The 24047-nt window shown below is 41.8% G+C and carries 20 protein-coding genes; 11 read left to right on the forward strand and 9 right to left on the reverse strand.

Annotation, left to right across the window (positions count from 1 at the left end; translation table 11 throughout):
* The first annotated feature begins 12 nt into the window (after positions 1 to 12).
* A complete protein-coding gene (locus tag C9J47_RS02565) occupies positions 13 to 273 on the forward strand; it encodes an HPr family phosphocarrier protein (RefSeq protein ID WP_107252105.1) in 261 nt (86 codons plus the stop codon).
* A gap of 112 nt (positions 274 to 385) precedes the next feature.
* On the opposite strand, the gene C9J47_RS02570 is transcribed toward C9J47_RS02565, so the two are convergent.
* Positions 386 to 1855 carry a pyridoxal phosphate-dependent decarboxylase family protein gene (locus C9J47_RS02570; protein WP_107252106.1) on the reverse strand — a complete coding sequence of 490 codons (1470 nt, stop codon included), beginning with the start codon at positions 1853 to 1855 and terminating at the stop codon, positions 386 to 388.
* Between the two features lie 355 nt (positions 1856 to 2210).
* Here C9J47_RS02570 and C9J47_RS02575 point away from each other — a divergent pair, with 355 nt between their 5' ends.
* A complete protein-coding gene (locus C9J47_RS02575) occupies positions 2211 to 3476 on the forward strand; it encodes a metal-dependent hydrolase family protein (RefSeq protein ID WP_107252694.1) in 1266 nt (421 codons plus the stop codon).
* 123 nt (positions 3477 to 3599) lie between these two features.
* On the opposite strand, the gene C9J47_RS02580 is transcribed toward C9J47_RS02575, so the two are convergent.
* The 6 genes from C9J47_RS02580 to C9J47_RS02605 all read right to left on the reverse strand — a co-directional run bounded on the left by C9J47_RS02580 (position 3600) and on the right by C9J47_RS02605 (position 10971).
* Positions 3600 to 5018: a YfcC family protein gene (locus C9J47_RS02580; RefSeq protein WP_107252107.1), complete on the reverse strand. Its 1419-nt coding sequence runs from the start codon at positions 5016 to 5018 to the stop codon at positions 3600 to 3602.
* Positions 5012 to 6106 (reverse strand): alanine/ornithine racemase family PLP-dependent enzyme, encoded by a 1095-nt coding sequence (locus C9J47_RS02585; protein WP_107252108.1) that lies wholly within the window; start codon positions 6104 to 6106, stop codon positions 5012 to 5014. The genes C9J47_RS02580 and C9J47_RS02585 overlap by 7 nt, the downstream gene beginning before the upstream one ends.
* 167 nt (positions 6107 to 6273) lie before the next feature.
* Positions 6274 to 7200, reverse strand: a complete 927-nt coding sequence (locus C9J47_RS02590; RefSeq protein ID WP_107252109.1) for a LysR family transcriptional regulator — start codon at positions 7198 to 7200, stop codon at positions 6274 to 6276.
* A 154-nt stretch (positions 7201 to 7354) separates the two neighbouring features.
* A complete protein-coding gene (locus C9J47_RS02595) occupies positions 7355 to 8074 on the reverse strand; it encodes a hypothetical protein (RefSeq protein ID WP_107252110.1) in 720 nt (239 codons plus the stop codon).
* A gap of 121 nt (positions 8075 to 8195) precedes the next feature.
* A complete protein-coding gene (locus C9J47_RS02600; RefSeq protein WP_107252111.1) occupies positions 8196 to 9269 on the reverse strand; it encodes an ethylbenzene dehydrogenase-related protein in 1074 nt (357 codons plus the stop codon).
* Positions 9270 to 9525: 256 nt separating this feature from the next.
* The gene (locus C9J47_RS02605) at positions 9526 to 10971 is read right to left on the reverse strand and encodes a catalase (RefSeq protein WP_107252112.1); all 1446 of its coding nucleotides are present in this window, start codon (positions 10969 to 10971) and stop codon (positions 9526 to 9528) included.
* 304 nt (positions 10972 to 11275) lie between these two features.
* Between C9J47_RS02605 and C9J47_RS02610 the strand changes: the two genes are divergently transcribed.
* Complete coding sequence (locus C9J47_RS02610) at positions 11276 to 12043, forward strand: TerC family protein (RefSeq protein WP_107252113.1); 768 nt, start codon at positions 11276 to 11278, stop codon at positions 12041 to 12043.
* A 131-nt stretch (positions 12044 to 12174) separates the two neighbouring features.
* Positions 12175 to 14010, forward strand: a complete 1836-nt coding sequence (locus C9J47_RS02615; RefSeq protein WP_107252114.1) for a hybrid-cluster NAD(P)-dependent oxidoreductase — start codon at positions 12175 to 12177, stop codon at positions 14008 to 14010.
* An 87-nt stretch (positions 14011 to 14097) separates the two neighbouring features.
* Here C9J47_RS02615 and C9J47_RS02620 read toward each other — a convergent pair whose 3' ends face one another.
* Entirely contained in the window at positions 14098 to 14805 is a 708-nt protein-coding gene (locus tag C9J47_RS02620) for an endonuclease/exonuclease/phosphatase family protein (RefSeq protein ID WP_245903263.1), read from the reverse strand.
* Positions 14806 to 15475: 670 nt separating this feature from the next.
* Here C9J47_RS02620 and C9J47_RS02625 point away from each other — a divergent pair.
* Positions 15476 to 16057 (forward strand): hypothetical protein, encoded by a 582-nt coding sequence (locus C9J47_RS02625; protein WP_107252116.1) that lies wholly within the window; start codon positions 15476 to 15478, stop codon positions 16055 to 16057.
* Between the two features lie 97 nt (positions 16058 to 16154).
* On the opposite strand, the gene exaC is transcribed toward C9J47_RS02625, so the two are convergent.
* Positions 16155 to 17675 (reverse strand): acetaldehyde dehydrogenase ExaC, encoded by a 1521-nt coding sequence (gene exaC, locus C9J47_RS02630; RefSeq protein WP_006230560.1) that lies wholly within the window; start codon positions 17673 to 17675, stop codon positions 16155 to 16157.
* A gap of 252 nt (positions 17676 to 17927) precedes the next feature.
* On the opposite strand from exaC, the gene C9J47_RS02635 reads away from it, so the two are divergent.
* The 6 genes from C9J47_RS02635 (at position 17928) to phnG (ending at position 24009) form a co-directional block, all read left to right on the forward strand.
* Positions 17928 to 19739 (forward strand): sigma-54-dependent Fis family transcriptional regulator, encoded by a 1812-nt coding sequence (locus tag C9J47_RS02635; RefSeq protein ID WP_107252117.1) that lies wholly within the window; start codon positions 17928 to 17930, stop codon positions 19737 to 19739.
* A gap of 283 nt (positions 19740 to 20022) precedes the next feature.
* Positions 20023 to 20832 carry a phosphonate ABC transporter ATP-binding protein gene (gene phnC / locus C9J47_RS02640; protein ID WP_107252118.1) on the forward strand — a complete coding sequence of 270 codons (810 nt, stop codon included), beginning with the start codon at positions 20023 to 20025 and terminating at the stop codon, positions 20830 to 20832.
* A gap of 87 nt (positions 20833 to 20919) precedes the next feature.
* Positions 20920 to 21930 (forward strand): phosphonate ABC transporter substrate-binding protein, encoded by a 1011-nt coding sequence (gene phnD, locus C9J47_RS02645; RefSeq protein WP_107252119.1) that lies wholly within the window; start codon positions 20920 to 20922, stop codon positions 21928 to 21930.
* Between the two features lie 61 nt (positions 21931 to 21991).
* The gene (phnE, locus tag C9J47_RS02650; protein ID WP_107252120.1) at positions 21992 to 22786 is read left to right on the forward strand and encodes a phosphonate ABC transporter, permease protein PhnE; all 795 of its coding nucleotides are present in this window, start codon (positions 21992 to 21994) and stop codon (positions 22784 to 22786) included.
* A gap of 77 nt (positions 22787 to 22863) precedes the next feature.
* The gene (gene phnF / locus C9J47_RS02655) at positions 22864 to 23559 is read left to right on the forward strand and encodes a phosphonate metabolism transcriptional regulator PhnF (RefSeq protein ID WP_107252121.1); all 696 of its coding nucleotides are present in this window, start codon (positions 22864 to 22866) and stop codon (positions 23557 to 23559) included.
* Complete coding sequence (gene phnG, locus C9J47_RS02660) at positions 23560 to 24009, forward strand: phosphonate C-P lyase system protein PhnG (RefSeq protein ID WP_107252122.1); 450 nt, start codon at positions 23560 to 23562, stop codon at positions 24007 to 24009.
* Positions 24010 to 24047: the final 38 nt, after the last annotated feature.

Raw genomic sequence — 24047 nt, forward strand, 5'->3', positions numbered from 1 at the left:
GACCGAGCTATTATGGAATATTTTGACTTCAACATTACCAATGAAAATGGCTTGCATACTCGGCCAGGAGCGTTGCTGGTGAAAGCTTGTAAGGGTTTTTCTTCTTCAGTTACGGTGACTAAAGGTGAGCGAACAGTGAATGCCAAAAGTTTGATGAAGTTAATGGGCTTGGGTATTTGTAAGAATGACCAAATTTTAGTGTCTGTCGAGGGCGACGATGAAGCTGAAGCGATTGCTTACCTTCACGGTTTCTTGGCTGAATTAAAAGGGTAGTTAAAGAAACCGCCTAAATTAACTAACAAAACCGTGGTGTTGAAAAGGCAGTAATTTTCTATTACTGCCTTTTTGTTAATAGGAACTGTAATTACCTATAATAGAAGCGAGCCTAACTACACAGCGTAGCATCAGACTGGGTGTGCGCTTCCTGAACTTTCTCCAGTTCCATATGATAGATTTCAATGATTTTTTCTGCAGAAGCGTCAATATCTTGTGCTGTAGTATGGCAGCTCAAAACAGAGAACAGCATAGTTTTTAGCCCTTTGTAGCCAGACGTCGAGGGGTAACAAAAACCATCTTGTTGCAGTTGGTGAACAATACGGGCGGTCAACTGATCACGAAATGCGTCATCTCCCTTACCAAACTGAGCAGAGAAACGGTTTGATACCACATCATTGAGAATGGTGATGCCATCAACATTACGAAGTTTATCAGCCATTCGTTTTGCTAATGTGCAGCAGTTATCTAAATGGGCTTGAATACCTTCTTTACCCAGCGATTTGATCGTGGCGTATACTGGTACTCCTCGAGCTCGACGAGAGGCTGATATACCGAAGTTAATAGCATTTCTGTCTGGTTTTGCAATGGCGTCAGTGAGGTAATCTCCCATGTTACTCCCCCCCATAGCCTTCGCTAATAAACCTGCATCTTTTACTATCACCATGCCGCTGTCATAAGGCATGTTGAACCATTTATGACCGTCGGTATCCCATGAGTCCGCTTTCTCAATCCCTTTTAATAAATGTTTTTGCGTATCACTTGCGGCCGACCACAAGCCAATAGCACCATCAACATGAAGCCAAGCATTCGGGTGGGCTTCAACACTCGATGCAATTTCATCAAACGGGTCAAAAGCACCTGAATCGATACACCCAGCCTGAGCACAAACTAAGGTTGGCCCATCACATTCGGCTAGGATAGCTGGTAATGTATCTGGAATAATTCGGAGGTTCTGATCGGTGGGAATCGTCTTGATGTCTTTAAGCCCAATGCCAATCATTGATAAAGCACGCTTAATAGTCGAATGAATTTGATCACTCATAACTACATGAATACGGGGCGCGCCATATAAGCCATTCGCAGCAACATCCCAGCCCGCTTTTTCCAACAAGCTGTTACGTGCAGTGATCAGTGCAGTGTAAATAGCCTCTTGAGCGCCAGAGGTAAAACCCACACCTGCGGTTTTCGGTAGGTTGAGCAGATCCAGCATCCACTCTGCAGCCGTTTCTTCAACAATGGATGTTGCGGGGCTTGATACGTAATAAGGTACATTCTGATCCCATGCGCTCACGAGCCAATCAGCCGCTAACGCAACAGGGAACGAGCCACCAATTGCATAGCCAAAATAGCGAGGTCCACCTGAGCCGATCAATCCTTCTTCAACATCCGTGACCAATTTCTGAATCACTTGATCTGGGGCTGTTCCTGTAATAGGCAGTGTTCCCCCTATTGCTTCTCGGAGACTCCCTGAACTTGACTGTTTATCAATTGGTCTTTCAGGCAAAGATTCTAGGTAATCGACTGCATGGTCTAATGAACTATTTAGTAATTGACGATATTGATTAAACTTATGGGACATAATAAACCTCATTAAAATAACTGAACGACCCCTATAAATTACCCTTATCACAGATAACTTCTTACCAATTCACGCCACTTGGGGATGTCAGTACAGATTGTGTCGCATCTTGGAATAGAAAGGCATTGGCAGAACGTAGCGTTATTCTTGATCACTCTACATTGAACTGATGGGCACAAAAATATGGGCCACAACTGAAACCTCGAACTCTCGAGAAAAGTGCCTGTAATAAAAAAGATGTCACGATACTTCCCTGTGGTGTTGTTGGCGCAAAATGATAAATACCGCCTTAAATAAACCGATAAATTGACTTCGTAAGCAAGACATTATGAATGTGAATATTATTAAGGGCACAATTATGATTTTAATTAAAAATGCGAATCTATTTAACGGTACAGATGAAAAGCTAATTCAAAATGTGAATGTAGTTATTGAAAATAATATTGTCATAAAAATCACCAAGGATGCTGTTGACGAGAGCACTATCGAGAAAGTGATTGATGCGAATGGCCATACGGTAATGCCCGGTCTGATTGATGCTCACGTTCACATTACGTTATCTGAAGCGCCACATATTCTAGATACCATGACGACGGAAGAGATTGCAATACGTTCGGCAAAAGTGGCAGAAGGGATGTTGATGCGTGGCTTTACGTCTGTTCGTGATGTTGCGGGTAATACGACAGGTCTTAAAGTGTCTATCGATAATGGTTATGCGACAGGCCCTCGAATTTTCCCATCTCAAGCTGCAATTTCTCAAACATCAGGACACTCAGATTACCGTCAGAACCGTGGACAGAAGCGTTTTAATAACCATGAAGATTCTCCGTTGATGAAGACGGGGGCATTTACGATTGCAGATGGTCGTGCCGAGGTGCTAAAGGCCGTGCGTGAGCAGCTGTTTATGGGAGCATCCCAAATTAAAATTATGGCGGGTGGTGGTGCCTCATCAATTTTTGATCCACTCGATACGCTTCAATATACCTTAGATGAATTGAAAGCGGCGGTTGAAGCTGCATCAGACTACGGTACTTACGTGGCGGCACACATCCATACAACAGAAGCGATGAAAAGAGCGGCAGAAGCGGGCATTATGTCATTTGAGCATGCCACAATTATGGATGAAGATGTTGCTCAAACGATTAAAGAGAAAGGTATTTTTGTTATCCCGTCATACTTTACCTCATCACTCATTGCTGAGCGTAAAATTCCTTTAGGTTCAGAAGTGTTGTATCAGAAAACAGAGCGTGTTGGAAAAGCCATGTTACGTTCTGCAGAACTGATAAAAAAGTATGAGATAGAGAATATTTGTTACGGTACAGACTGTGTTGGTACATTGAATGTTCATGCAACCCAATCAAGTGAGCTAGAGGCCATTGAGAAAGTGTTTGATTCTTTAACGGCGCTGAAAATGGCAACGTCGAACTGTGGGCGCTTGTTTGAACTATCGACATACCAACATCCTTATCAAGAAGGCAAAATTGGTCAATTGGTAGAAGGTGCCTACGCCGATCTGTTGATTATCGATGGTAATCCGTTAGAAGGCGTTGCATGTGTAGTGAACCCTGAAACGCAGAAAGTTATCATGAAAGATGGCGTAATGTATAAAAACGCCTTTTAACAAGCGCAACAATCCTGAATATTTATCTGTTTAGGTTCAGCTTTACTCGCTAGCAAACACACTTCCCCAGTAACTAATATCTATCAGGGAAGTGTGTTGCTATTAACGAGTAGCTAATAACAATTAGCTGTAAAGGCTAGCGCCAATGGAAAGGATAATGCAGTTAAGAACAACAAAGAAAGCCACCAGTGGGGCAATAAATTTCAGCCAAGTTACATAAGGAATACGGGCAATGGCGAGTCCGCCCATTAGTACACCGTAGGTTGGGGTAACAAATAGAATCGTACCAATTCCGCTCATAAACGCAGTAACCACTAACTCACGACCCGTATTGGCAAAGTCACTCAATGGCGCCAAGATTGGCATGCTCATTACTGCTAAGCCAGAAGTCGATGGAACGATAAAAGAGAGCAGCATTTCAATACCGTAGACGGTGTTGATAAACAGCACTGAGCTTTTTCCTGCAACAAGCCCTTCTGCGTAATTAAGAATAGTATCGGTGATATTACCCGCTTCCATAACCACCACAATGCCACGCGCGACGCCAACAATTAATGCCACGCCAATCAGATCGGCAGCTCCAGCAACGAAAGAGTTGATTAGATCATCTTCGCTAAGGCGGCCGACAATCCCGCACAAAATACCCATGAATATGAACAGCGTTGCCATTTCAGCCATCCACCAGCCAAGGCAGGAAACACCGTAGATCATGATGCTGAATGTAAGGATAAAGAGTGCCAAAACCCCTTTTTGTGGACCAGTAAGAAGGGGAAGGTTGTCGGTTGAATCTTTACCTCCCAGAAAGTGTTTTTCATTATCGTCGCGTAGATGTGCCAATAAAGATGAATCAGGGTTATTTTGAATCTTTTTGGCGTAACGCATGACGTAGCCAATGCCGACGACAAGTGCAATAGCGAGTATTGCAAAGCGAAGCTCGACACCACTTAGAAAATCTACGCTAGCCGCGTTTGAGGCGATAACGGTTCCAAATGGGTTGATGGTTGAGCCTAAGGTGCCAATACCGGTTCCAACGAAGATAACGGCGACAGCAACCAAGGGGTCAAAGCGTGCGGTCATAAAAATGGGAATAAGTAGACCATAGAAAGCAAGGGACTCTTCAGCCATACCATATGATGTACCACCTAAAGCGAATAGGGTCATTAGGATAGGGATCATGTAGATCTCCTTGCCCTTTAATCGCACCATGATCCTAGCAATACCAGTATCAATCGCCCCTGTTTGGGTCACAATACCCAAAAAACCACCCACCATAAGAACAAACAAGCTGACATCAATAGCACCAATAACGCCGCTTATCGGATCATAAAAGCCGGAGATCGGCGCCATTAAGGTTTCAAAAAAGCCTTGTGGCGATGATTCTATGACATGGTAAGAGCCGGGCAATGGAACTTCTCGACCCAGTTGTTCATTCATTTCGCGGGTGTATTTACCTGCGGGTAATAGGTAGGTCAATGATGCAAAAAATGCAATTAAAAGGAATAAGATCGTAAACGTATTAGGAAACTTCTTAATTTTTAGCATAGTAATTCCTTAACGGATGTAGATGAGATAAAACGCTTTGTGATGTATTCAGAGGTCATGCACTGTAAAACCCCTCCGTAAGAAAGTTCGAATTCAATAAGACTTCCGATACCGTAGTCGATTTCACTGTCGTCAATGTCGAGAATAAGGTGATCACTGCTACCACCAATAACGATGATGTTGTTGTCTTTTGGGGTAATTTGGTCGATATCGACATCTTGCTTTCCAATGGCACAAATAGCGCGTCTTCGTAGCCCTCGGTCAATAAATTCGGGCTTGTTACCGAAGGCATCTAGCGCCGTTGAATTTACAGGAACCGACGGTTTAACTTTTATTTCGATGATTTCTGCTGTGAGGTCAAATGTATCCTGACTAGTATTGGGGACTCGTTCATCATTGAGGCCAATGCCCATTAAAACGGATGCGCCTAGTCTTAACTGGTTAATCCCTTGTGGAAGATTACCATTAAGCATGATCTGCAGACCGGCAGAACTTGCCCCTGATAAGTATTGCAACTTGATTTGGTGCTCTGTTTCTATCTTCTTGGCGATGGTTATAAGCTGATTTTGATTTTCAGCGGTAGGTTCTACTCCGCCATAACAGGCGAGGTTTGTTCCAAGACCCACTAAATCAATGCCAGGAAGTGCGATTGCCTTACGTGACAGTGCAAATGTTTCTTCTTCGTAGAATGCGCCTTCACGAAGATCCCCCAAATCATGCATGATGATAACTTGGTGTATTTTGCCCTGTTTGATCGCTTCGTCTGAAAGGGTTTCTAAAGTGGCAATTTCAGAGTTTAAGGATATATCTGCATAACGAACAACCTCATCAGCTTCACTGATAGCGGGTATTCGTAACAGCATTTTTTTTGCATCGAGATGATGGAGTTTTATTAAATTCGCAATACGTGAATCTGCGAGTAAATAAATACCACCATCAAGGATAGCTTGACCGACTTCCGGATAGGCACAGGCGAGTTTTGTTACGCCAGCTGGTGTAATACCGTGACTTTGGCATGTCGTTACCAGATTTTTCGTGTTTTGGGTGATCGTATCTAAGTGGATATTAATACATGGATAAGCACTCATATATTTACCTTTAGGTAATATTGTTATTGATAAACATTGAGCGCTTTTTATAATTAAAGATAAATAGTGGCTTTAAGATGAATACATTGTGGGAAATCGATGTAATAAAAAAGATGAAATAATATTCACGGGATAAAACTAATTATCCCGCATTAATCTTCATTTAATTATATTGATACAGTCATTGATGTGCTGTTATTTATGTGAACATTGGAGATTGCATGCATTAATTCAGTGGCTGCAAGCGATAAATCTTTTGAGTCAAGTGTCGTTAAATGAAATGCAGCAAGGTATTCGAGAGAAGTCGCATTAACTTTTACCATTTCGCCTCTTTGTTCCCAAATAGAGGCATAATGATCGGGAAGGTAACCAACAAAGGTTCCAGACAAGATGAGGTGAGCTGTCGCCTCCATGTTGGTACTGCTTGCAAGGTGCATTAAATTTTTGGTATCGCTGAATGGTGTGATTTTATGCGATAACCCCCGATCAACTATTGGGAATTTGAGAAGATCTTTTGTGGTAATTTCGCCTGATACCGCTAATATTGGGTGCTCTGGGGCACAGTATAGACACTGCTTCTCTTCAAATAAATAGCGGTAGTTCAGGCCATCTTTTTGTACTTCAGATGAGGTGATCCCCAGTTCTACCTTTCCTTCTAGTAACATCATTTCAATTTGATAGGAATCCCAGATATCCGTATCGATAGTGACCTTGGGGTAACTATTACAAAAATGCCTAATACCTTGCTGAATTTTGCATTGCGGGTTGGTCGCAAGATTGTCGGTGAGTGCTAACATGATGTGACCATGAGAGACATCTCTGATGTTATCGAGTTGATTTTCAAAATGACTAATATCATCAAACAATGTTTGGCTGAGTTGGTAAACTTTATTGCCGTCACTGGTTAAACGAAACCCCCGTCGTCCACGGTAACATAATGTCATTCCCAGCCGAGTTTCAAGGTCATTCATTTTTGTACTAATTGTTGATTGGTGCATATTTAGTTTAAATTGTGCTGCTGAAAAACCGCCAGAATCAACAATGGTTATAAATAAATGCAGTAATTTCAAATCAACGTCGTTTATTTTTCGCATCTCTTTTTCTCTATATTTTTTTATAGATAATATTGCATTGATGATTTAAATAATGAGATGCATCGCAGTTTTGTCGTAAAGTTATACATAGTAAAAATACACTGATTACATAACGATGAACGTAGAGTGATTGTGCAAAGGGGAGGGATCCGCCTTATTTGCAAAAATCTGGTATCTTCCACCAGATATTGATCAATGCCAAACCGCTCATCGTTACAATTGATGCCACCTCTATTGTTCCTGCACTGACAATCATATAAACAAAGAACGTCGAGTATTTCGCCAGCCACCAACTGGCAATGTCTAGCCACAATGAAATCCAACTGGTTGAAATTAAAGTTATTTTAATGTAAGGGTTGTAAGTGCTGCATGAGAAGGTTAGGCTGGTCGCTATTAATAACAGTGAGATGCCAAAAAGATGGATATGAGCGGTTTTTGCCATCGATTGCCAAGAATAACCCGCTTGAGTGAACTTGCTTACATCATCATAACGACTAAAGGGTATAGAGTTGATAGCCTTAGATTTTGTTGATGTTCGACTATGGCAGCTTTGGCAATCTTGTTTAAGAATTGTCATTACATCTTGTTGAAATTGCTCGTCATCCATAGCCCCTTTTTTTATCCAATCTTCAACGATTAAAATATCGTCATCATCAGCAACATATTCATACATTGACGTTTTCATTGACCCTACAAGTTGTGCCTCACTGTACTTGGCACTCATTTTTTCGATGCTTGGCAGATTAAATCCTGTCTCGTTCGACGAATAGACAAGACCAATTAATGTTGCTGCTGATAAACAACCAAATAGCATGGTGATCAGAAAACCAGATAACGCAAGTTTGGATGAAAAGTGTAGGTTATGTAATCGCATGCGTTTTCCTCTAATCAACATCAAGGATTGAACACTCTAGATATAAAGTGCTAATAAATCGGGTAAATTAGCGGTGCTTCTTTAAAAGAAGCACCGATATAGGATCAATTGAGTATACGTGTTATTTGAAGTTGAGCTTTAACGCGCCTTCATGATAAATGTGATTGATTTGAGAATTATCAAATACAGAAACACCGAAGTAATACGTTTTACTCAGGTCTGAAAATTGCACATCTTCTATTGCGGCATTTTCACCAGTGGTGACTAATTTACGCTGGAATTCAAGCGTCCATCTACCATTAGCCCAAACGGCTTTAGATGAGATATCGCCTCTGGATCCGGTAAACGGGGAAACGATGATGCCAGGCAGTTTATCTCCGGGCTTATAGGTATCGATAAAGGGCGCTTTATTGATGTCTTGAATGGCATAATTATCATCAAGATTCATTACTGAGCCACCGTATGCTGGCTCGGTCTTATCTTCATTCGTATTATTTTGGTATCCGCCGCCAGTTTTTGAGTCGCCTTTTCGCCCCCAGTTTCTATTTGCTGCGGGATCTTTAGTCGCATCGACAAACTGGTCATCAAATTGATCTGTGAGCCCAGTACGCACAGCTTTCCAGTGCCACATATCAATGGTCTCACCGTCTTTTCTGGTATATTTCCGCCCCGCAGATTTCTGTTCAATGCCTGCAATTTTTCCCTCTTCATCTGCTAAATGACAGGCAATGTCACAGCCTTTTTTTGAAAAGCCTTTGGCATTAATGGCCCAGAAGATACTTGCTTTATCTTCGTAATAGGTATTTTCATGACCCGTTTGATCGAGATTCTTATGTTGCTTCCATGAATCATCATCTTGCTTAACCCACGGGAAACGATCAACGCTTTTTGTTGGGTCATCCCATTGTACAAAAAAGTAAATATTCTGATCGTCATGAAGGGATTTGATGGAATATTGTGTTTTAAGCATTCCTTCATACTGATCGGGCTTATAAGGCATATAGTCTAAAAGCATGGTTAAAGGCTTTGCTTTTTCCCATTCTTTTTCGGGCTGGCCATCTAACGTAATAGTTTGTGTTGTTTTGTAACTGATCAGCGTGTCATTTTCTGATGCTAAGCTCGATTGTATGAATCCAAGGTATAAAGTAGAACTTGCTATACAAACACTAACTGCACGGCTAACTGAAACATTCACAGCAAACACCTCGATTTTTTATTGAATGCGAGAACGAACACCTGCGTACTTAGTTACTCAATACTTAGAGTTACTAAGCGTTAAGGTGGGCGTGTTGTCATTAAATATAGTTGCCTTCAACATAAACCCGTAGGTCAAACCCAAAATACACATAAAATAATAAAGGTTAATAAGAAAAAGGGTCTCCGTTTGGAGACCCTTTGCGCTTTATTGACTCGCAATAAAGGATTGCTATGTGAACATTGGCTTATGTTGCTTAACCAATTGAAACACCTAACCCTTCAGCCAATGCTTTACCTAGTGATTTATCAGCTTGATAGAAGTGATAAATTTGATTGCGTTTAATCTGCTCACAATCTACCTCACTTAACGAGGCTATCAAGTTTTGGATAAAGCGTTGTTGTTGCTCTGCGTTCATGATGCGATATAGATTCCCCGGTTGGGTGTAGTAATCTTCATCGTATTCACGGAAATCATAATGCAATGCGGCTTTTTCAAGTGTTAACGCAGGCTCCTGTTCGTGCGTTGGTACATAAGTATTGTAATGGTTTGGTGCGTAGTTAGGCTCTTTACCCCCATTATCATCGCCACGCATTGAACCGTCGCGGTGTGTTGTGTGTACTGGGCATTTAGGTTTATTAACAGGTAGCTGACCGTGGTTAATACCTAAACGATAGCGCTGCGTATCACCGTAAGAGAATAAGCGCCCCTGTAACATGCGATCTGGCGAGAAACCAATACCAGAAACAATATTTGCTGGGCTGAATGCCGCCTGTTCTACTTCTGCAAAATAGTTCTCTGGGTTACGGTTTAGCTCTAATACCCCTACATCGATAAGTGGGAATTCACCATGAGGCCATACTTTAGTTAAGTCGAACGGATGGAAAGAGACTTCTTGTGCTTGTTGCTCTGTCATTATCTGCACTTTTACATCCCAATGTGGGAAGTTGCCCTCTTCAATATTCATAAAGAGGTCAACTTGTGAAGATTCACGACTTTTACCAACAACATTCACAGCCTCTTCATCGGTATAATGCTTATGACCTTGTTGTGTTTTGAAATGGAACTTGACCCAAGAACGCTCATTATCACTGTTGATGAAGCTGTATGTATGGCTGCCGTAACCGTTTATGTGGCGGTAATCAGTAGGGATGCCACGATCACTGAATAGAATAGTAACCTGATGCAGTGATTCAGGGTGGCGTGACCAGAAATCCCATGCCGCTGTTGCACTACGTAAGTTGGTTTCAGGGTGGCGTTTTTGAGTGTGAATGAAATCAGGGAATTTCAATGGGTCACGAATAAAGAATACAGGGGTATTATTGCCGACTAAATCCCAATTCCCCTCATCAGTGTAGAATTTTAGTGCAAAGCCACGAACGTCACGTTCAGCATCCGCTGCGCCTTTTTCACCAGCTACTGTAGAGAAACGCAGCAGTACATCTGTTTCTTTGCCAACTTCAGAAAATAGATTGGCTTTAGTTAGCGCTGATATATCGTGGGTAACTGTAAATGTACCGAATGCCGCAGAACCTTTTGCGTGTACAACACGCTCTGGAATACGCTCACGGTCGAAGTGCGCCAGCTTTTCAACTAACCATGTGTCTTGAAGTAAAATAGGACCGCTAGGACCTGCCGTTAAGCTATTATCGTTATCAACAACAGGTGTACCATTTGCTTGTGTTAAGGTTGATTTAGTCATGTCACTTACTCCACAATTTTACTGTGAAATAATAATAGGGTTGTTACAGTGATAAGTAAAAACGATAGATTTTATTGTTGTAATAGGTATATCCTATCGTTAATGATGTCGGTACATTTCGTTTAATCGATTGTTTTTTAATGTTACGTATCTCTCTGTTACAAATGCTTACAAACATTACATTGCGTGAATTAAGGTGTGGTGGCTAACTACAGCCTCATTCTTACAAGAGGCACCAAAGACATATGGACGACCCCTCGAGTCGCTCAACCCCTACTTACTCCTTCACTCAGGAGTATGCAACATGCTAGAACTTTTCCTTCAACCTGAAGCATTAATTATCTTTGCAACCCTGTTTGCCCTTGAAGTGGTATTGGGTGTTGATAACGTTGTTTTCATTTCTGTATTGTGTGAACGTTTACCCGAGCATCAACGTAAAATGGCGCGAAACCTTGGTATCGCATTGGCTGTTATTGCGCGTATTGGTCTTGTTTTCTCGATCAGTTGGGTGATGTCATTAACAGAACCACTAGTGACTTTGATGGGCTATGCCTTTACTGGTCGTGATTTAATCATGATTGCGGGTGGTGGATTCTTATTAGCGAAAAGCTTAAAAGAATTATGGATGTGGTTAACACATGATGAGCACCATAACGCAAGTACGGTAAGAGCCGGCATTGCACTTGTGTTGCTGCAAATTGTTGCTGTTGATGCTGTATTCTCGATGGACTCAGTGATCACAGCCGTAGGTATGACAGATGAAGTACCGTTGATGGTTGCCGCTATTCTTGCTTCTGCATGTGTAATGGTGATGTGTGCAGAAAAAATCAACGATTGCGTAATGCGTTATCCTGGATTTAAAACGCTAGCATTATTGTTCTTAGTGCTATTGGGTGGCTTGTTGATGGCGGAAGGTTTCGCGATACATGTGAATAAAGGGTATGTCTATTTTGCGATGGCATTTGGTTTGGTAATGGAAGGTTGCCACATCTTGCTAAAGAGAAAAAACAAACCGTTAATTAAACGTGTTTATCCAAAAAGTGTTGGTTGGGCAATTAAAGCCGTAAACTAACCGACTCTTTTGGTGTTGTATCGTTAATAAGGCAGAGCATTGGCTCTGCTTTTTTTATAGGTTTTATTCTTATATATAATTGATATCATGCTCGTTAGCCGTTTAAAAATATTAGCATTAAGGATCGCCACGTGAGTAAGCCAATACTGTTAACGTCTCCAATTCTTTCGCAAATTAATGTCTTTCCCGTTAAATCGATTGCGGGTCTTAGCCAATCGCAAGTATGGGTTGAGAAACAAGGGATCTGTTTTGATCGCCGTTTCATGGTGGCTAAAAAAGACGGCACTATGATCACGGCAAGAAAACACCCTGAGATGGTAAAAGTGATGGCGACAATACAATCTCACGGTATAACACTGAGCTACCCGGGTCGTATGCCGTTGGTATTGAAATATGCTGATTTCTTAATGGAAGATACCAATGCTGAAGTGTGGGGCGACGAATTTAGTGCGTATACCACAACAATTAAAGCTGATACTTGGTTCTCTTTACTGCTAGGTCAAGAAGTACAGTTATTGTATACGGGCGAGCAATCAAATCGTCTTCGCCCGAAGATTAATCAGAATGTTAGCTTTGCCGATGGCTTCCCTTTACTAGTGATTAGTGAAGCGTCATTGGATGCGTTGAATGCCCGCAGTAGTCAGCAAAGTACAATGGCTCAGTTTCGCACCAATCTTGTTGTTTCAGGCACAGAAGCATTTGCAGAAGATAGCTGGAAACGCATTCGTATTGGTGAGGTTGAGTTCTTATCCGTTAAGCCGTGCTCGCGTTGTATTTTGACCACAGTAAACCCTAAAACAGCTGAATTTAATACATTGAAAGAACCGCTAGCCACCATGTCTAAGTTTCGTGCTGATGCATCTGGTGATGTGTATTTCGGCCAGAATCTGGTCGCACTTAATGAAGGTGAAATCAAAGCGGGTGACATTATCGAAGTGCTCGAGACTAAGCCGAAAGAAGTGTATGCCGACAACAGTGAGTTGAATTTAACGTTAACCTGCGTTGAACGTGAAGATATTGCGCAAGACTTCTGCACGTTTTGGTTAGAGCCAGCAAAAGGACAAACATTACCGACTTATCAACCTGGTCAGCATTTACCGTTGCAACTAGAAATAAATGGTGAGTACATTTCACGCCGCTATACATTGTCATCTAGCCCTTCTCGTCCTGGTCGTTATGCTATTTCAGTAAAACGTGTAGATGATGGGCGCGTATCGAATTGGCTACATGACCATTTAGCTGTGGGAGATACATTGGTGGCAGAAAAACCAGATGGTACATTCCACCTAGGTGCACACACCGATAAATTACTCCTGCTTTCTGCGGGCAGTGGCATTACACCAATGTTATCGATGTTGCGTTATTTAGCTGATCACAATCAAGTGCATGATGTCGTGTTCTATCATCAGTGCAGTACTCAAAATGATATCCCGTGTTTAGATGAGCTTGAATTACTTCAAGAAGCACATCCTCATTTAACCGTTCATGTTGTATTAAGTCGTAAAGATAAAGCTTGGAAAGGGTTATCGGGGCGTTTATCTGCTGAGTTATTGAGTCATATTCCTACACTGGCTGAACGACAAGTGTTCGTGTGTGGTCCTGATGCGTTTATGAAAGAAGCTAAATCATTGCTCCTTGCACAAGCACTGCCCGAGTCACAGTATCACCAAGAAGCATTTGGACCGATTCAAATCGAAACTGGCGCAGAGAAAAGCGTCACGATCAGTATCGATGGCAATATATTTGAAGGTAATAACCAAAAAACGGTACTCGAGCAAGCAGAAAATGCAGGTTTGAAGATGGCGAACAGTTGTCGTGCGGGATTATGCGGCGCTTGTAAAGTAACATTAGCAAGCGGTGAGGTTGAACAACCGGATGTACCTGCATTGTTTTCTGGCGAAAAGGAAGAGGGGAAAGTACTTGCTTGTTGTTGCATCCCTAAAACTGATATTGAACTAATAAGTTAATGCTGGTTTCTCTGCTATAAAAGACGAAAAAGAAAGACCGATGTTATTTAGATATCGGTCTTTTTAATTGTGCGTTAAATTAATTCACTATTTGGGCTGATCGCTTCGATGCATCGTCAGGTAAGTCACGATGGGGCGATGATCAGAACCTGCCATATTTATGAGTGCTTCCCGTTCACATATTTCTAGTGGGTAATGCGCCCAGAGATGATCAATCGCGATTGTTAAATATTGCCGTAAACCGGACCAATTCGGCCAGCTTGAGACAGGGTTACTTTTAAAACCGCCAAATAGGGCTTGATAGCGTTCGCTAGTCGAAGATAAATTAAAATCCCCAACAATAAGTTGAGCTGGTGAGGCATTATCGGTATCAAGGTAATCTTCCACTAAATTGTTCAATGTCTCCAGTAGCGCGTTACGTTCGGCCCATAACTGTGCATTACGTGGTGAAGGCGGGTGTGCGGTATACAGCTCAATAGGCTTGTATTTGGGAGGATGCCAAACACCATGGATGATTTGGTGACCAGCTTGAGTCGCAATGGTTTTCATATTAAACAGAGGGTACTGGCTCAGCACAAGCTGTCCGCTTGGATATCCGATTCTTGGTTGCCCGCCAAATTGGTAGGGGTACTGCGCTTTTAGTGCTTCTTTTAGCATGCTGCCATGTTCAGGTGTTGTTTCTTGGAACACTAATAAATGGTGGGGGTATTGTTGTAAGTAATAAAAAAGAGGATCAAGGTTTGGGTTTTCATAACGTAAGTTGTACTGAAAGACTTTTAATGTCTGAGGGCACAAAGGAAGGGAGCTCGAATTATCTAAAGGATGTACATAACCCCAGAGTAATAAAAAAGGTAGGCAAAATATAAATTGCAAAGTGTTACGCAAAAAGAGCGTTAAAATAAGTGCCAGACAATAAAATAAAAACGGTATAGCGGTAACGGATAATATATTTTCCTGCCACCAAATGTTAGAAAACAGCAACCCTACAACCCAGAACAGTGTTGGAATAGTTAATATTATAATCGATCGCAACGACAGTTTTCCCATTCTGAAATAGCCTAATTCACCATAGATTATCAAAGAACAAAGCAGGAATTACGCCACATTTGCATAACGAATAATGGAGTGATTGAATAAAAGGCTTTGCGTAATTATCAAAAGATGAAAACTTTCATTATTTGCAATAAAAGTAATCATGTCAATTTCTGTCGATACACCTTTTATTTATTCAATTTTAGGTTTCAATAATCAATTCAACTAATAGGGAGTGATGGGATTAAATTCCGTAGGTGGTGAGTTTTTTTGTATTTTACATCTGTTTTCTTCGTTTAGGTGAAATGATATACATTTTTAAGTGTAAAAAAATGATTATACTTAAAAAGTTATAATTGTGTTTCTGTGAATTGTGAATGGTCTTCGATATAGTGCATACAAAATAAAACGGTGTTTCTTAGGTGAGGGTTAAATGAAATTCAAAGTATTATCAGCGTTGGTATTAGTGATGTTGTCTGGGTGTGATGCGGATGATGTGGCAGTTGCTGTTGCAGGGAAAAAGTTTCATTCTGACGCTGAGCGCATTCAATTTGCAGGGTATGTAGAAAGCAGTACAGCGGCCTTCACACAGAAAGTATTAAAGGATTGTAATAAGACAGCGACGTGTGATTTTAGAGTGTCTATTGATCCGACAGGGAAGTTCTCATTTCATGGCAGGGTTGATGTAAAGAAAAAAGGTGATGAGCTTTTTGTCAAAACGAATAATAGCGATGTTATCGTTTATACCAATTTGAATTTTGATAAAGATCTTAAGGTTGCCTTTAGTGATGATAACTCTGATAAAGAACTAGTGATTAATACAAAAACGCACAAAGTGAGATTTAATGGTACTTACACGTATGACGACGATGTGTTTGTGTCTAAATCGACAAAAGACTTTACTTACAGCCCCGTAAAAATGGTTATTACTTACGGCGACGCGGATTTACGTGGCAGAAAAGAAACCTTTAAGTGGACGACGAATAATAATGGTGACGTTTCTTTAAAGAAGTAACGTTGATATTGAAAAAAGGGTGGTGTGTATTTATGAGCATTTACACTACCATCCCTTTTTATAACATTATAATTTTTTAGTAGGAGCTTCTAGTCCGTTAAAAAAAGCCCAATGGGTTAATATCGTAGCTGACTAAGAGGTTTTTAGTATTCTGATAGTGATCAAGCATCATCTTATGGGTTTCACGTCCGATACCGGATTTCTTGTAACCCCCAAATGCAGCGTGGGCAGGGTAGGCGTGATAACAGTTCACCCAAATACGACCCGCTTCAATATTACGACCCATACGGTAAGCAAGGTTTGCATCTCGCGTCCAGACGCCTGCTCCTAATCCATACTCAGTATCATTCGCAATCTCTAATGCTTCTGCTTCGTCTTTGAATGTTGTGATAGCGATTACGGGACCAAATATTTCCTCTTGGAATACGCGCATCTTGTTATGGCCTTTTAGCATCGTTGGTTGAATGTAGAAACCATTATCGAGTTCGTCATTTAACGTTGCCGCTTGCCCACCTATAAGTACTTGTGCACCTTCAGCACGGCCAATGTCTAAGTAGCTAAGAATCTTATCGAATTGCTCTTGCGAGGCTTGTGCGCCAACTTGGGTGTCAGTATCTAATGGGTTGCCTTGTTGGATCACTGCCGCACGTTCTATCACTTTAGCAATGAATTTGTCATAAACTGATTCATGAATTAACACTCGTGATGGGCAAGTACAGACTTCCCCTTGATTAAAGAAGGCTAGTAACATCCCTTCGATACATTTATCGAGGTAAGCATCTTCATGATCAAAGATATCAGCAAAAAAGATATTGGGTGACTTTCCCCCTAGCTCGACGGTTGAAGGAATTAAACTTTCGGCGGCACATTTAAGAATATGGTGACCCACATCGGTTGACCCCGTGAAAGCCAGTTTGGCAACTTTGTTGCTGGTGGCTAACGCTTGGCCTGCTTCACTACCGTAGCCATTCACCACGTTAAGTACACCCGGTGGAAGAAGATCGCCCACTAATTCCATTAATACTAGAATTGAGGTCGGTGTTTGTTCTGCTGGTTTTAGAACAATACAGCAGCCTGCAGCCAGTGCTGGGGCTAATTTCCATGCCGCCATTAGCATTGGGAAATTCCAAGGAATTATCTGACCAACAACGCCGACGGGTTCAGGGAAATGATAGCTCGCGGTATTTTGGTCTAACTCTGCTGCAGAACCTTCTTGTGCTCGAATACAACCCGCAAAGTAGCGGAAGTGATCAACAATTAAAGGTAGATCGGCGGCCAATGTTTCACGTACGGGCTTGCCGTTTTCCCATGTTTCAGCAACGGCTAAGTATTCGAGGTTTTGTTCAATACGATCGGCAATCTTTAATAATATATTTGAGCGTTCTGTGACACTTGTTGCTGCCCATGTTGCGCGAATATTATGCGCAGCGTCTAAGGCTAAATTGATATCCGCTTCAGTTGAACGCGCAACCTGACAATACATTTGACCATTTACAGGTGAGATATTATCGAAATATTCCCCGCTGACAGGTTTTACCCACTCGCCACCAATATAGTTATCGTAATGTGATTTGAACGTGATAACGGCGTTGTCTGTTCCTGGTTGAGCATAAATCATTGGTCGTTCCTTCTTATGCGTTTATACAAAAAATCATTATTGATACTTGTACTTATTTGTTTTTCTTCAAGTTATATAACGCAAACAGTAAGCCAACTTTGAACTCTTGTTGTTAATGAAATGTAACGCTATGATTAACAAAAATTTATCATTTAAAAATAACAGGCAGGGTGACAGGAAAGCACAGAGACAAAGTGTTCAACTGTCTCTAAATGGCACACCCGCACTGTTACAAACTGGAACAGTTACCCTATGGATTCGTTACTTCACACTCAGCAAGAAGATTGGTTATCGCAATCTTGGCACCGAAGTCAGCAAGCTGGTTTAGATGAGCAGCATCAGCCGGAGCATGTGCGCCTAGATAAAACCCAACTAGAGCAGCGACAACATATTGCTAATGTGCTGATCAAAACGGTTGAACAGTTGGCTGTGCCATTGTTTAACCAAATGTTCGCAGGTACAAACAGTCGCTTGCTACTAACAGATACTGAAGGGGTGATTATTGGCTCGTGGGGACAATCGCGATTTGAACATCAGCTAACAGGCATCGCGTTAGAATCGGGCGTGTGTTGGCAAGAGAGCCTAAAAGGGACGAATGCGATAGGCACTGCATTGGCAGAAAAGCGCTTTGTTGCTGTGATTGGCGATCAACATTTTATTCGTAAACACCGTTTTATCAGTTGCTCTGCTAGTCCAATTTGTACACCAGACGGCGAGTTACAAGGTGTACTCGATATAACAAGTGAGCAACAAATTCACTCGCAACAAACGCAATTATTGATTCAAAATATGGTGCAAGCTATTGAAAACAGCTTACTTTGCCAAGTGCCGGAAGGTAAGTACCGTGTCGATTTGGCGTTTGATCAACATTTACTCAATAGTGGGTGGCAAGGTATCGTGATTGCGAATCAAAGTGGTCACATTGTTGCGCATAATGCAGTGGCTGCACGACTATTATCTGAATCTTTATTAGAATCGACCATTCTAGGCTGTAACATTGATCATATTATTCAGGCTGCCCAATCTTCTTTTATTTCGGCACAAGCAACGAATAGTAAAAGTAACGACTTGGTCTTTCGTTGTCAGTCGATCCAACCAGTAAAGAATCTCCGCTCTGTTATATATTCTCCGTCTTGCCCGTTACACATGGGAGATGACGTAATTGAACAAGCTTGGCAGCAAGCCTGTAAGTTAATTAATAAGGATGTGACGCTGCTGATATTGGGTGAAACAGGGGTCGGCAAAGGCGAGTTCATTAAACAGCTTCACCAATACAGTTTACGTAACCAACATCCTTTAGTTGCGGTAAATTGCGGTGCGTTACCACAAGATTTGATTGAATCTGAACTCTTTGGTTATGCGCCAGGGGCGTTTACTGGTGCCAGTAAAGAGGGTTATCAGGGTAAAGTGCGTCAGGCACATAAGGGGATTTTATTCCTAGATGAAATCGCAGATATGCCATTGTCTGCCCAGTGCCGTTTGTTGCATGTATTGCAAGAAAAAGAAGTGGTGCCAGTAGGCTCGAATGAAGCATATAAAGTCGATATTCAAATTGTTGCGGCAACCCATAAAAGCCTTGCACAGCTTGTTGAATTAGGTGAATTTCGTCAGGATTTATATTATCGATTGAATGGTCTAATTGTTACATTGCCACCGCTACGTGAAAGACAAGACAAAGCGGAATTAATTGTAAATATTCACGCAAAACACGCTGAAAATAATCAAAGTTTATGTTCACACTTAATACGATTGTTAACGGAATATTCATGGCCGGGTAATATTCGAGAGCTCGATAATACGCTGCGTGTGGCATCTCTATTATCAGATGATGCTGAGCAACTGACTATCGAGCATTTCCCCAATAATATTGTTACGCAGTTAGTATCAAATACGCATCAAAATTTATCTAACACGGCTGTAACGAAAGATTTGAAAAGCACTGTCGAGGATGTATTGCTTGAAACCTACCATGCTAACCAAGGTAATATCAGTAAGACATCACGAATGCTCAGTATTAGCCGTAATACCTTGTATCGAAAATTAAAAAAACTGGGAATAATGTGATCTTCTATTGTTAATGAACAGCACCTGCTGTTCATTAGTTAATTAATATATGCCACCGTAAAATTACAGCCTTTTTTCTATGAACCTTTCATGACCCTCTTATCTAGACAAGTGAACATTAACTCTGACTATTGCTCTTGTTTATTTTCTTATATCAACCGTTTAATCAGTATCAACAACTGCCCCGTACAATCTCTTCGTCACCTGCCTGACATATTTCATCAATAAAACATTCATCTTTTCCCTGCACTGTAGGTCTCGAATCAGACTTGAGGTCAGGGACATGGACAACATCATTACAATTCGACATGTAAATAAAACGTTCGGCGGGAAGAAAGCGCTAGACGGGATCAATCTGGATATTAATAACTGTGAAATGACTGCGTTATTAGGGCCATCAGGCTCGGGGAAATCAACGTTATTACGTCATCTTAGTGGATTAGTCGTGAGTGATAACAACCCTCAATCCAGTATCAGTGTATTGGGTAAGGTTGTGCAGTCAAAAGGCAAGCCAAGTAAAGAGGTACGCACTTGTCGGGCTCAGGCTGGTTATATCTTTCAACAATTTAACTTAGTGAATCGATTGAGTGTGCTGACTAACGTGTTGGTTGGCGCGCTGAGCTCTACGGCTAAGTGGCGCACGTTAACTGGTACGTTCACTGCAGAGCAGCGTTCACGTGCACTGAAAGCGCTAGAGCGTGTTGGCATGGAACAGTATGCAATGCAGCGTGTATCTACGTTATCGGGTGGTCAGCAGCAACGGGTTGCCATTGCGCGCGCGTTGATGCAGGAAGCCAAAATTATCTTTGCAGATGAACCGATTGCATCGCTGGACCCGGAGTCATCTCGTATCGTAATGGAACTGCTTGAAGATATAAATAAGCAAGAAGGTATTCCCGTGATTGTCACATTGCATCAGGTCGATCATGCCTTGAAATACTGTAGCCAAATCGTGGCATTACGTGATGGTAAGGTCTTTTATCAAGGCGCTAGTGAGGGACTGTGTGAACGGAAATTGGCAGAACTGTACGGTGCAAAACCGCAACCCGCACCAGTTATAGCGATTCAACCTGAGTTAGCCCCATCTTTTTAGTCCAAGACCTTAAAGATGATTAGACATTATTTAACGCGATTTAATACCAACTTAGCTTGGTATAACAACTATGCAGGGAAGGGAAACATGCTTCGTTCAATCCAGAAAGCGTTAGCCATACTGACTGTTTGTTCTGCGGCGATTAGTTCGTCGACAGTGTTCAGCCAACAAGCTATAGCGAGTGAGATGAAAACCATTAACTTCGGCATCATCACCACCGATGCACAGCAGAATTTACGCCAGCGTTGGCAGCCCATGCTGGATGATTTAAGTGAGGCTTTGGGCGTACCGGTGAAAGCGTATTTTGCCCCTGATTATGCTGGCATTATTCAAGCGATGCGGTTCAAAAAAGTTGATATGGCGTATTACGGTAACAAGTCAGCAATAGAAGCGGTTGATCGTGCTAATGCCGAAGTGTTTGCACGTTATGTCGGAGATGACGGGCTAGAAGGGTATTACAGCGTATTACTGGCCAACAGCGCGAATGACAAAATCAACAACTTGCAAGATGTGATCGATCAACGAGCATCACTCAATTTCGGTAATGGTGAACCCAATTCTACGTCGGGTTTTCTAGTTCCAAACTATTACGCTTTGGCACAAAACCACATTTCAGCCCACGACTTTAAACGCACGGTTGTTGCTGGCCATGCCGCCAACGTAATGGCTGTGGCGAATAATCAAGTGGATGTGGCGACCAACCACACTATGAACTTGGTTCGTATCAAGAAGAGCAACCCTGAGCTGTACAAAAAACTGAAGGTGATTTGGCAGTCACAACTGATCCCGTCCGATGTAATGACATGGCGTAAGGATATTCCTGAAGAAACTAAAACGAAAACCCGCGATTTCTTCCTGAGTTATGGCAAAGATGGTAACCCGCAAGCACTGAAGAACCTTAAGGGGCTGTCGTGGTCGGGTTTTGCTGCAACGGATAACAATCAACTGTTACCTATCCGCCAAATGGAAGCATATAAAAACTTGATTGAAACACAAGATAACCCGCGCTTAGATAATGATGAAAAGCAGAAGCGTATCACTAAAATTCAGCAGGAACTGGATACCTTATCCCGTCAGATTAATGCTGTGAAAGGGTAATTATCACTGTTCGGGTTATTCGCCGAATAACCCGTTTGTTTGACCGTAATAGGATTGAGCCATGTATACGGAAACGCAAAAGCAAAAATTCGTACCAGAATCTAAATTATCGCTTAAAAAAGCCGTTTTGGTGGTGGTGGTTTTGTCAGTATTGATGTGGTCATGGCGTGGCGCAGAAATGGCACCAATGCTATTTCTTGAACACCCTGAAAACATGGTGCAACTACTGAACGATTTCTTTCCACCAGATTTCATTGATTTAGAACTGTATATCAGTGAAATGATCGTCACAATTCAAGTCGGAATTTGGGGCACGGTGCTAGCGATTATTCTAGCGGTACCATTCGGCATTTTGAGTGCAGAAAACCTGATGCCGACGTGGGTAACATTTCCAATGCGTCGCCTAATGGATGGGCTTCGCGCTATTAACGAAATGGTATTCGCGATGCTGTTTGTCGTCGTGGTTGGATTAGGTCCTTTTGCTGGGGTAATGGCATTGTTTATTCACACCACTGGTGTGCTGGCGAAGCTATTTGCAGAAGCCATAGAAGCCATTGAACCAGGTCCGATTGAAGGCATTAAAGCCACAGGGGCAAACCCGCTAGAAGTGATTTTATATGGGGTAATTCCACAGGTAATGCCGTTGTGGATATCTTATGCACTATACCGCCTTGAATCCAATATTCGTTCAGCCACAGTGGTAGGTATGGTTGGGGCTGGTGGTATTGGGGTATTACTTTGGCAGTCTATTTCAGGTTTTCAAATGCAACAGACCGCCGCCATTATGTGCATTGTGATTGTGACGGTCAGTATTATTGATTTTATATCGCAAATCATTCGAAAAAAATTCATTTAAATTTCATTTAATTGTTCTACAAAAATAAAAAAATTACGTTTACATGTCTAGATAAGTTAAATCGTTAAAGGAATAACATGCCTGTTTATTTAGATATTGCCACGCAATTAGATAATGACGTTCGTAATAAATACCAAGCTGGTGACTATTTACCGTCTGAATCACAATTAGCACTGCGTTTTAATGTGAACCGACATACGGTACGTCGCGCTATTGATGAATTGGTGGCGACAGGTATGGTGCAGCGCCATCAAGGGAAAGGCAATATGGTGCTTCGTCAGCCTCATGATTACTATTTACATGCAGGGGCACACTTTACAGGAAACCTGTTAGAACAAGGCTCGCTGCCTAGAAGTGAGGTGTTACAAGCTCGGGTTATTATTGCCAATAGCAAGATTGCTGAACGCTTGAATAAGCCAGCAGAAAGTAAAGTTATTCATATTCGCACGTTTAGAAAAATAGACGGTATTCCGCGTACTGTGATTGATCATTATTTATCAGATACGACGTGGTGGGTGGTATTAAAATATTTTAATACCGGATCATTACATCAGTTTATTAATAAAGAATTGAATATTGAATTACAGCGTAAAAATACACGTTTGCGTGCACAAATGCCGACGAATGAAGATTGCCGGTTATTACAGATTAATTCCAATATTCCTATTTTAAAAATTAAAACCACCAATGTCATTAAAGGAACAAATATTGTGGCGGAATATTCCAGCTCGAATACACGTTCCGATGTCATTGAATTAGTCATGGAGCATTAAATGGACGCTTCTCAGCAGAGAAAAACATGGATGTCGGTATTAGCCCGAGCGGCTTTTTCTGACCTTCAAACACAGTGGGCAACATTGGATTTACCGTTGCCTATATTTCAAGTGATTCGCCCAGCCGAAATTGGTTTAGCTCAAGTCAGAGCACGCATGGGAGGAGGCGGGCGGCAGTTCAATATGGGGGATGTCACCCTAACACGTGCTGTTGTGAAATTAGATAGCGGTGAAATGGGGTACAGCTATTTGCAAGGTCGCAATAAACAGCATGCTGAATTAGCTGCAGTCATTGACGGCTTAATGCAAACCTCTGAATACCAAGCGCGCTTAACACGTGAATTGATCACGCCATTAGCGGCATTAAAAGCGGAGCAAGAGCAGTTACGTCAACAACAAGTGGCGAGCAGCAAAGTTGATTTCTTTACGCTGGTTCGTGGTGAAGATTAAGCCTGAATTTCAGTGCATTTAAAGAAAGGGACAATACC

This window comes from Photobacterium indicum, from assembly GCF_003026215.1.
In the GTDB taxonomy this organism is placed as follows: Bacteria; Pseudomonadota; Gammaproteobacteria; order Enterobacterales; family Vibrionaceae; genus Photobacterium; species Photobacterium indicum.

Excerpts from the sequence above, each read along its gene's own strand:
- C9J47_RS02565 (WP_107252105.1), top strand. The coding sequence starts at position 13 with ATGGAATATTTTGACTTCAACATTACCAATGAAAATGGCTTGCATACT.
- C9J47_RS02570 (WP_107252106.1), bottom strand. The coding sequence starts at position 1,855 with ATGTCCCATAAGTTTAATCAATATCGTCAATTACTAAATAGTTCATTA.
- C9J47_RS02580 (WP_107252107.1), bottom strand. The coding sequence starts at position 5,018 with ATGCTAAAAATTAAGAAGTTTCCTAATACGTTTACGATCTTATTCCTT.
- C9J47_RS02585 (WP_107252108.1), bottom strand. The coding sequence starts at position 6,106 with ATGAGTGCTTATCCATGTATTAATATCCACTTAGATACGATCACCCAA.
- C9J47_RS02590 (WP_107252109.1), bottom strand. The coding sequence starts at position 7,200 with ATGCGAAAAATAAACGACGTTGATTTGAAATTACTGCATTTATTTATA.
- C9J47_RS02595 (WP_107252110.1), bottom strand. The coding sequence starts at position 8,074 with ATGCGATTACATAACCTACACTTTTCATCCAAACTTGCGTTATCTGGT.
- C9J47_RS02605 (WP_107252112.1), bottom strand. The coding sequence starts at position 10,971 with ATGACTAAATCAACCTTAACACAAGCAAATGGTACACCTGTTGTTGAT.
- C9J47_RS02610 (WP_107252113.1), top strand. The coding sequence starts at position 11,276 with ATGCTAGAACTTTTCCTTCAACCTGAAGCATTAATTATCTTTGCAACC.
- C9J47_RS02625 (WP_107252116.1), top strand. The coding sequence starts at position 15,476 with ATGAAATTCAAAGTATTATCAGCGTTGGTATTAGTGATGTTGTCTGGG.
- exaC (WP_006230560.1), bottom strand. The coding sequence starts at position 17,675 with ATGATTTATGCTCAACCAGGAACAGACAACGCCGTTATCACGTTCAAA.
- C9J47_RS02635 (WP_107252117.1), top strand. The coding sequence starts at position 17,928 with ATGGATTCGTTACTTCACACTCAGCAAGAAGATTGGTTATCGCAATCT.
- phnC (WP_107252118.1), top strand. The coding sequence starts at position 20,023 with ATGGACAACATCATTACAATTCGACATGTAAATAAAACGTTCGGCGGG.
- phnD (WP_107252119.1), top strand. The coding sequence starts at position 20,920 with ATGCTTCGTTCAATCCAGAAAGCGTTAGCCATACTGACTGTTTGTTCT.
- phnE (WP_107252120.1), top strand. The coding sequence starts at position 21,992 with ATGTATACGGAAACGCAAAAGCAAAAATTCGTACCAGAATCTAAATTA.
- phnF (WP_107252121.1), top strand. The coding sequence starts at position 22,864 with ATGCCTGTTTATTTAGATATTGCCACGCAATTAGATAATGACGTTCGT.
- phnG (WP_107252122.1), top strand. The coding sequence starts at position 23,560 with ATGGACGCTTCTCAGCAGAGAAAAACATGGATGTCGGTATTAGCCCGA.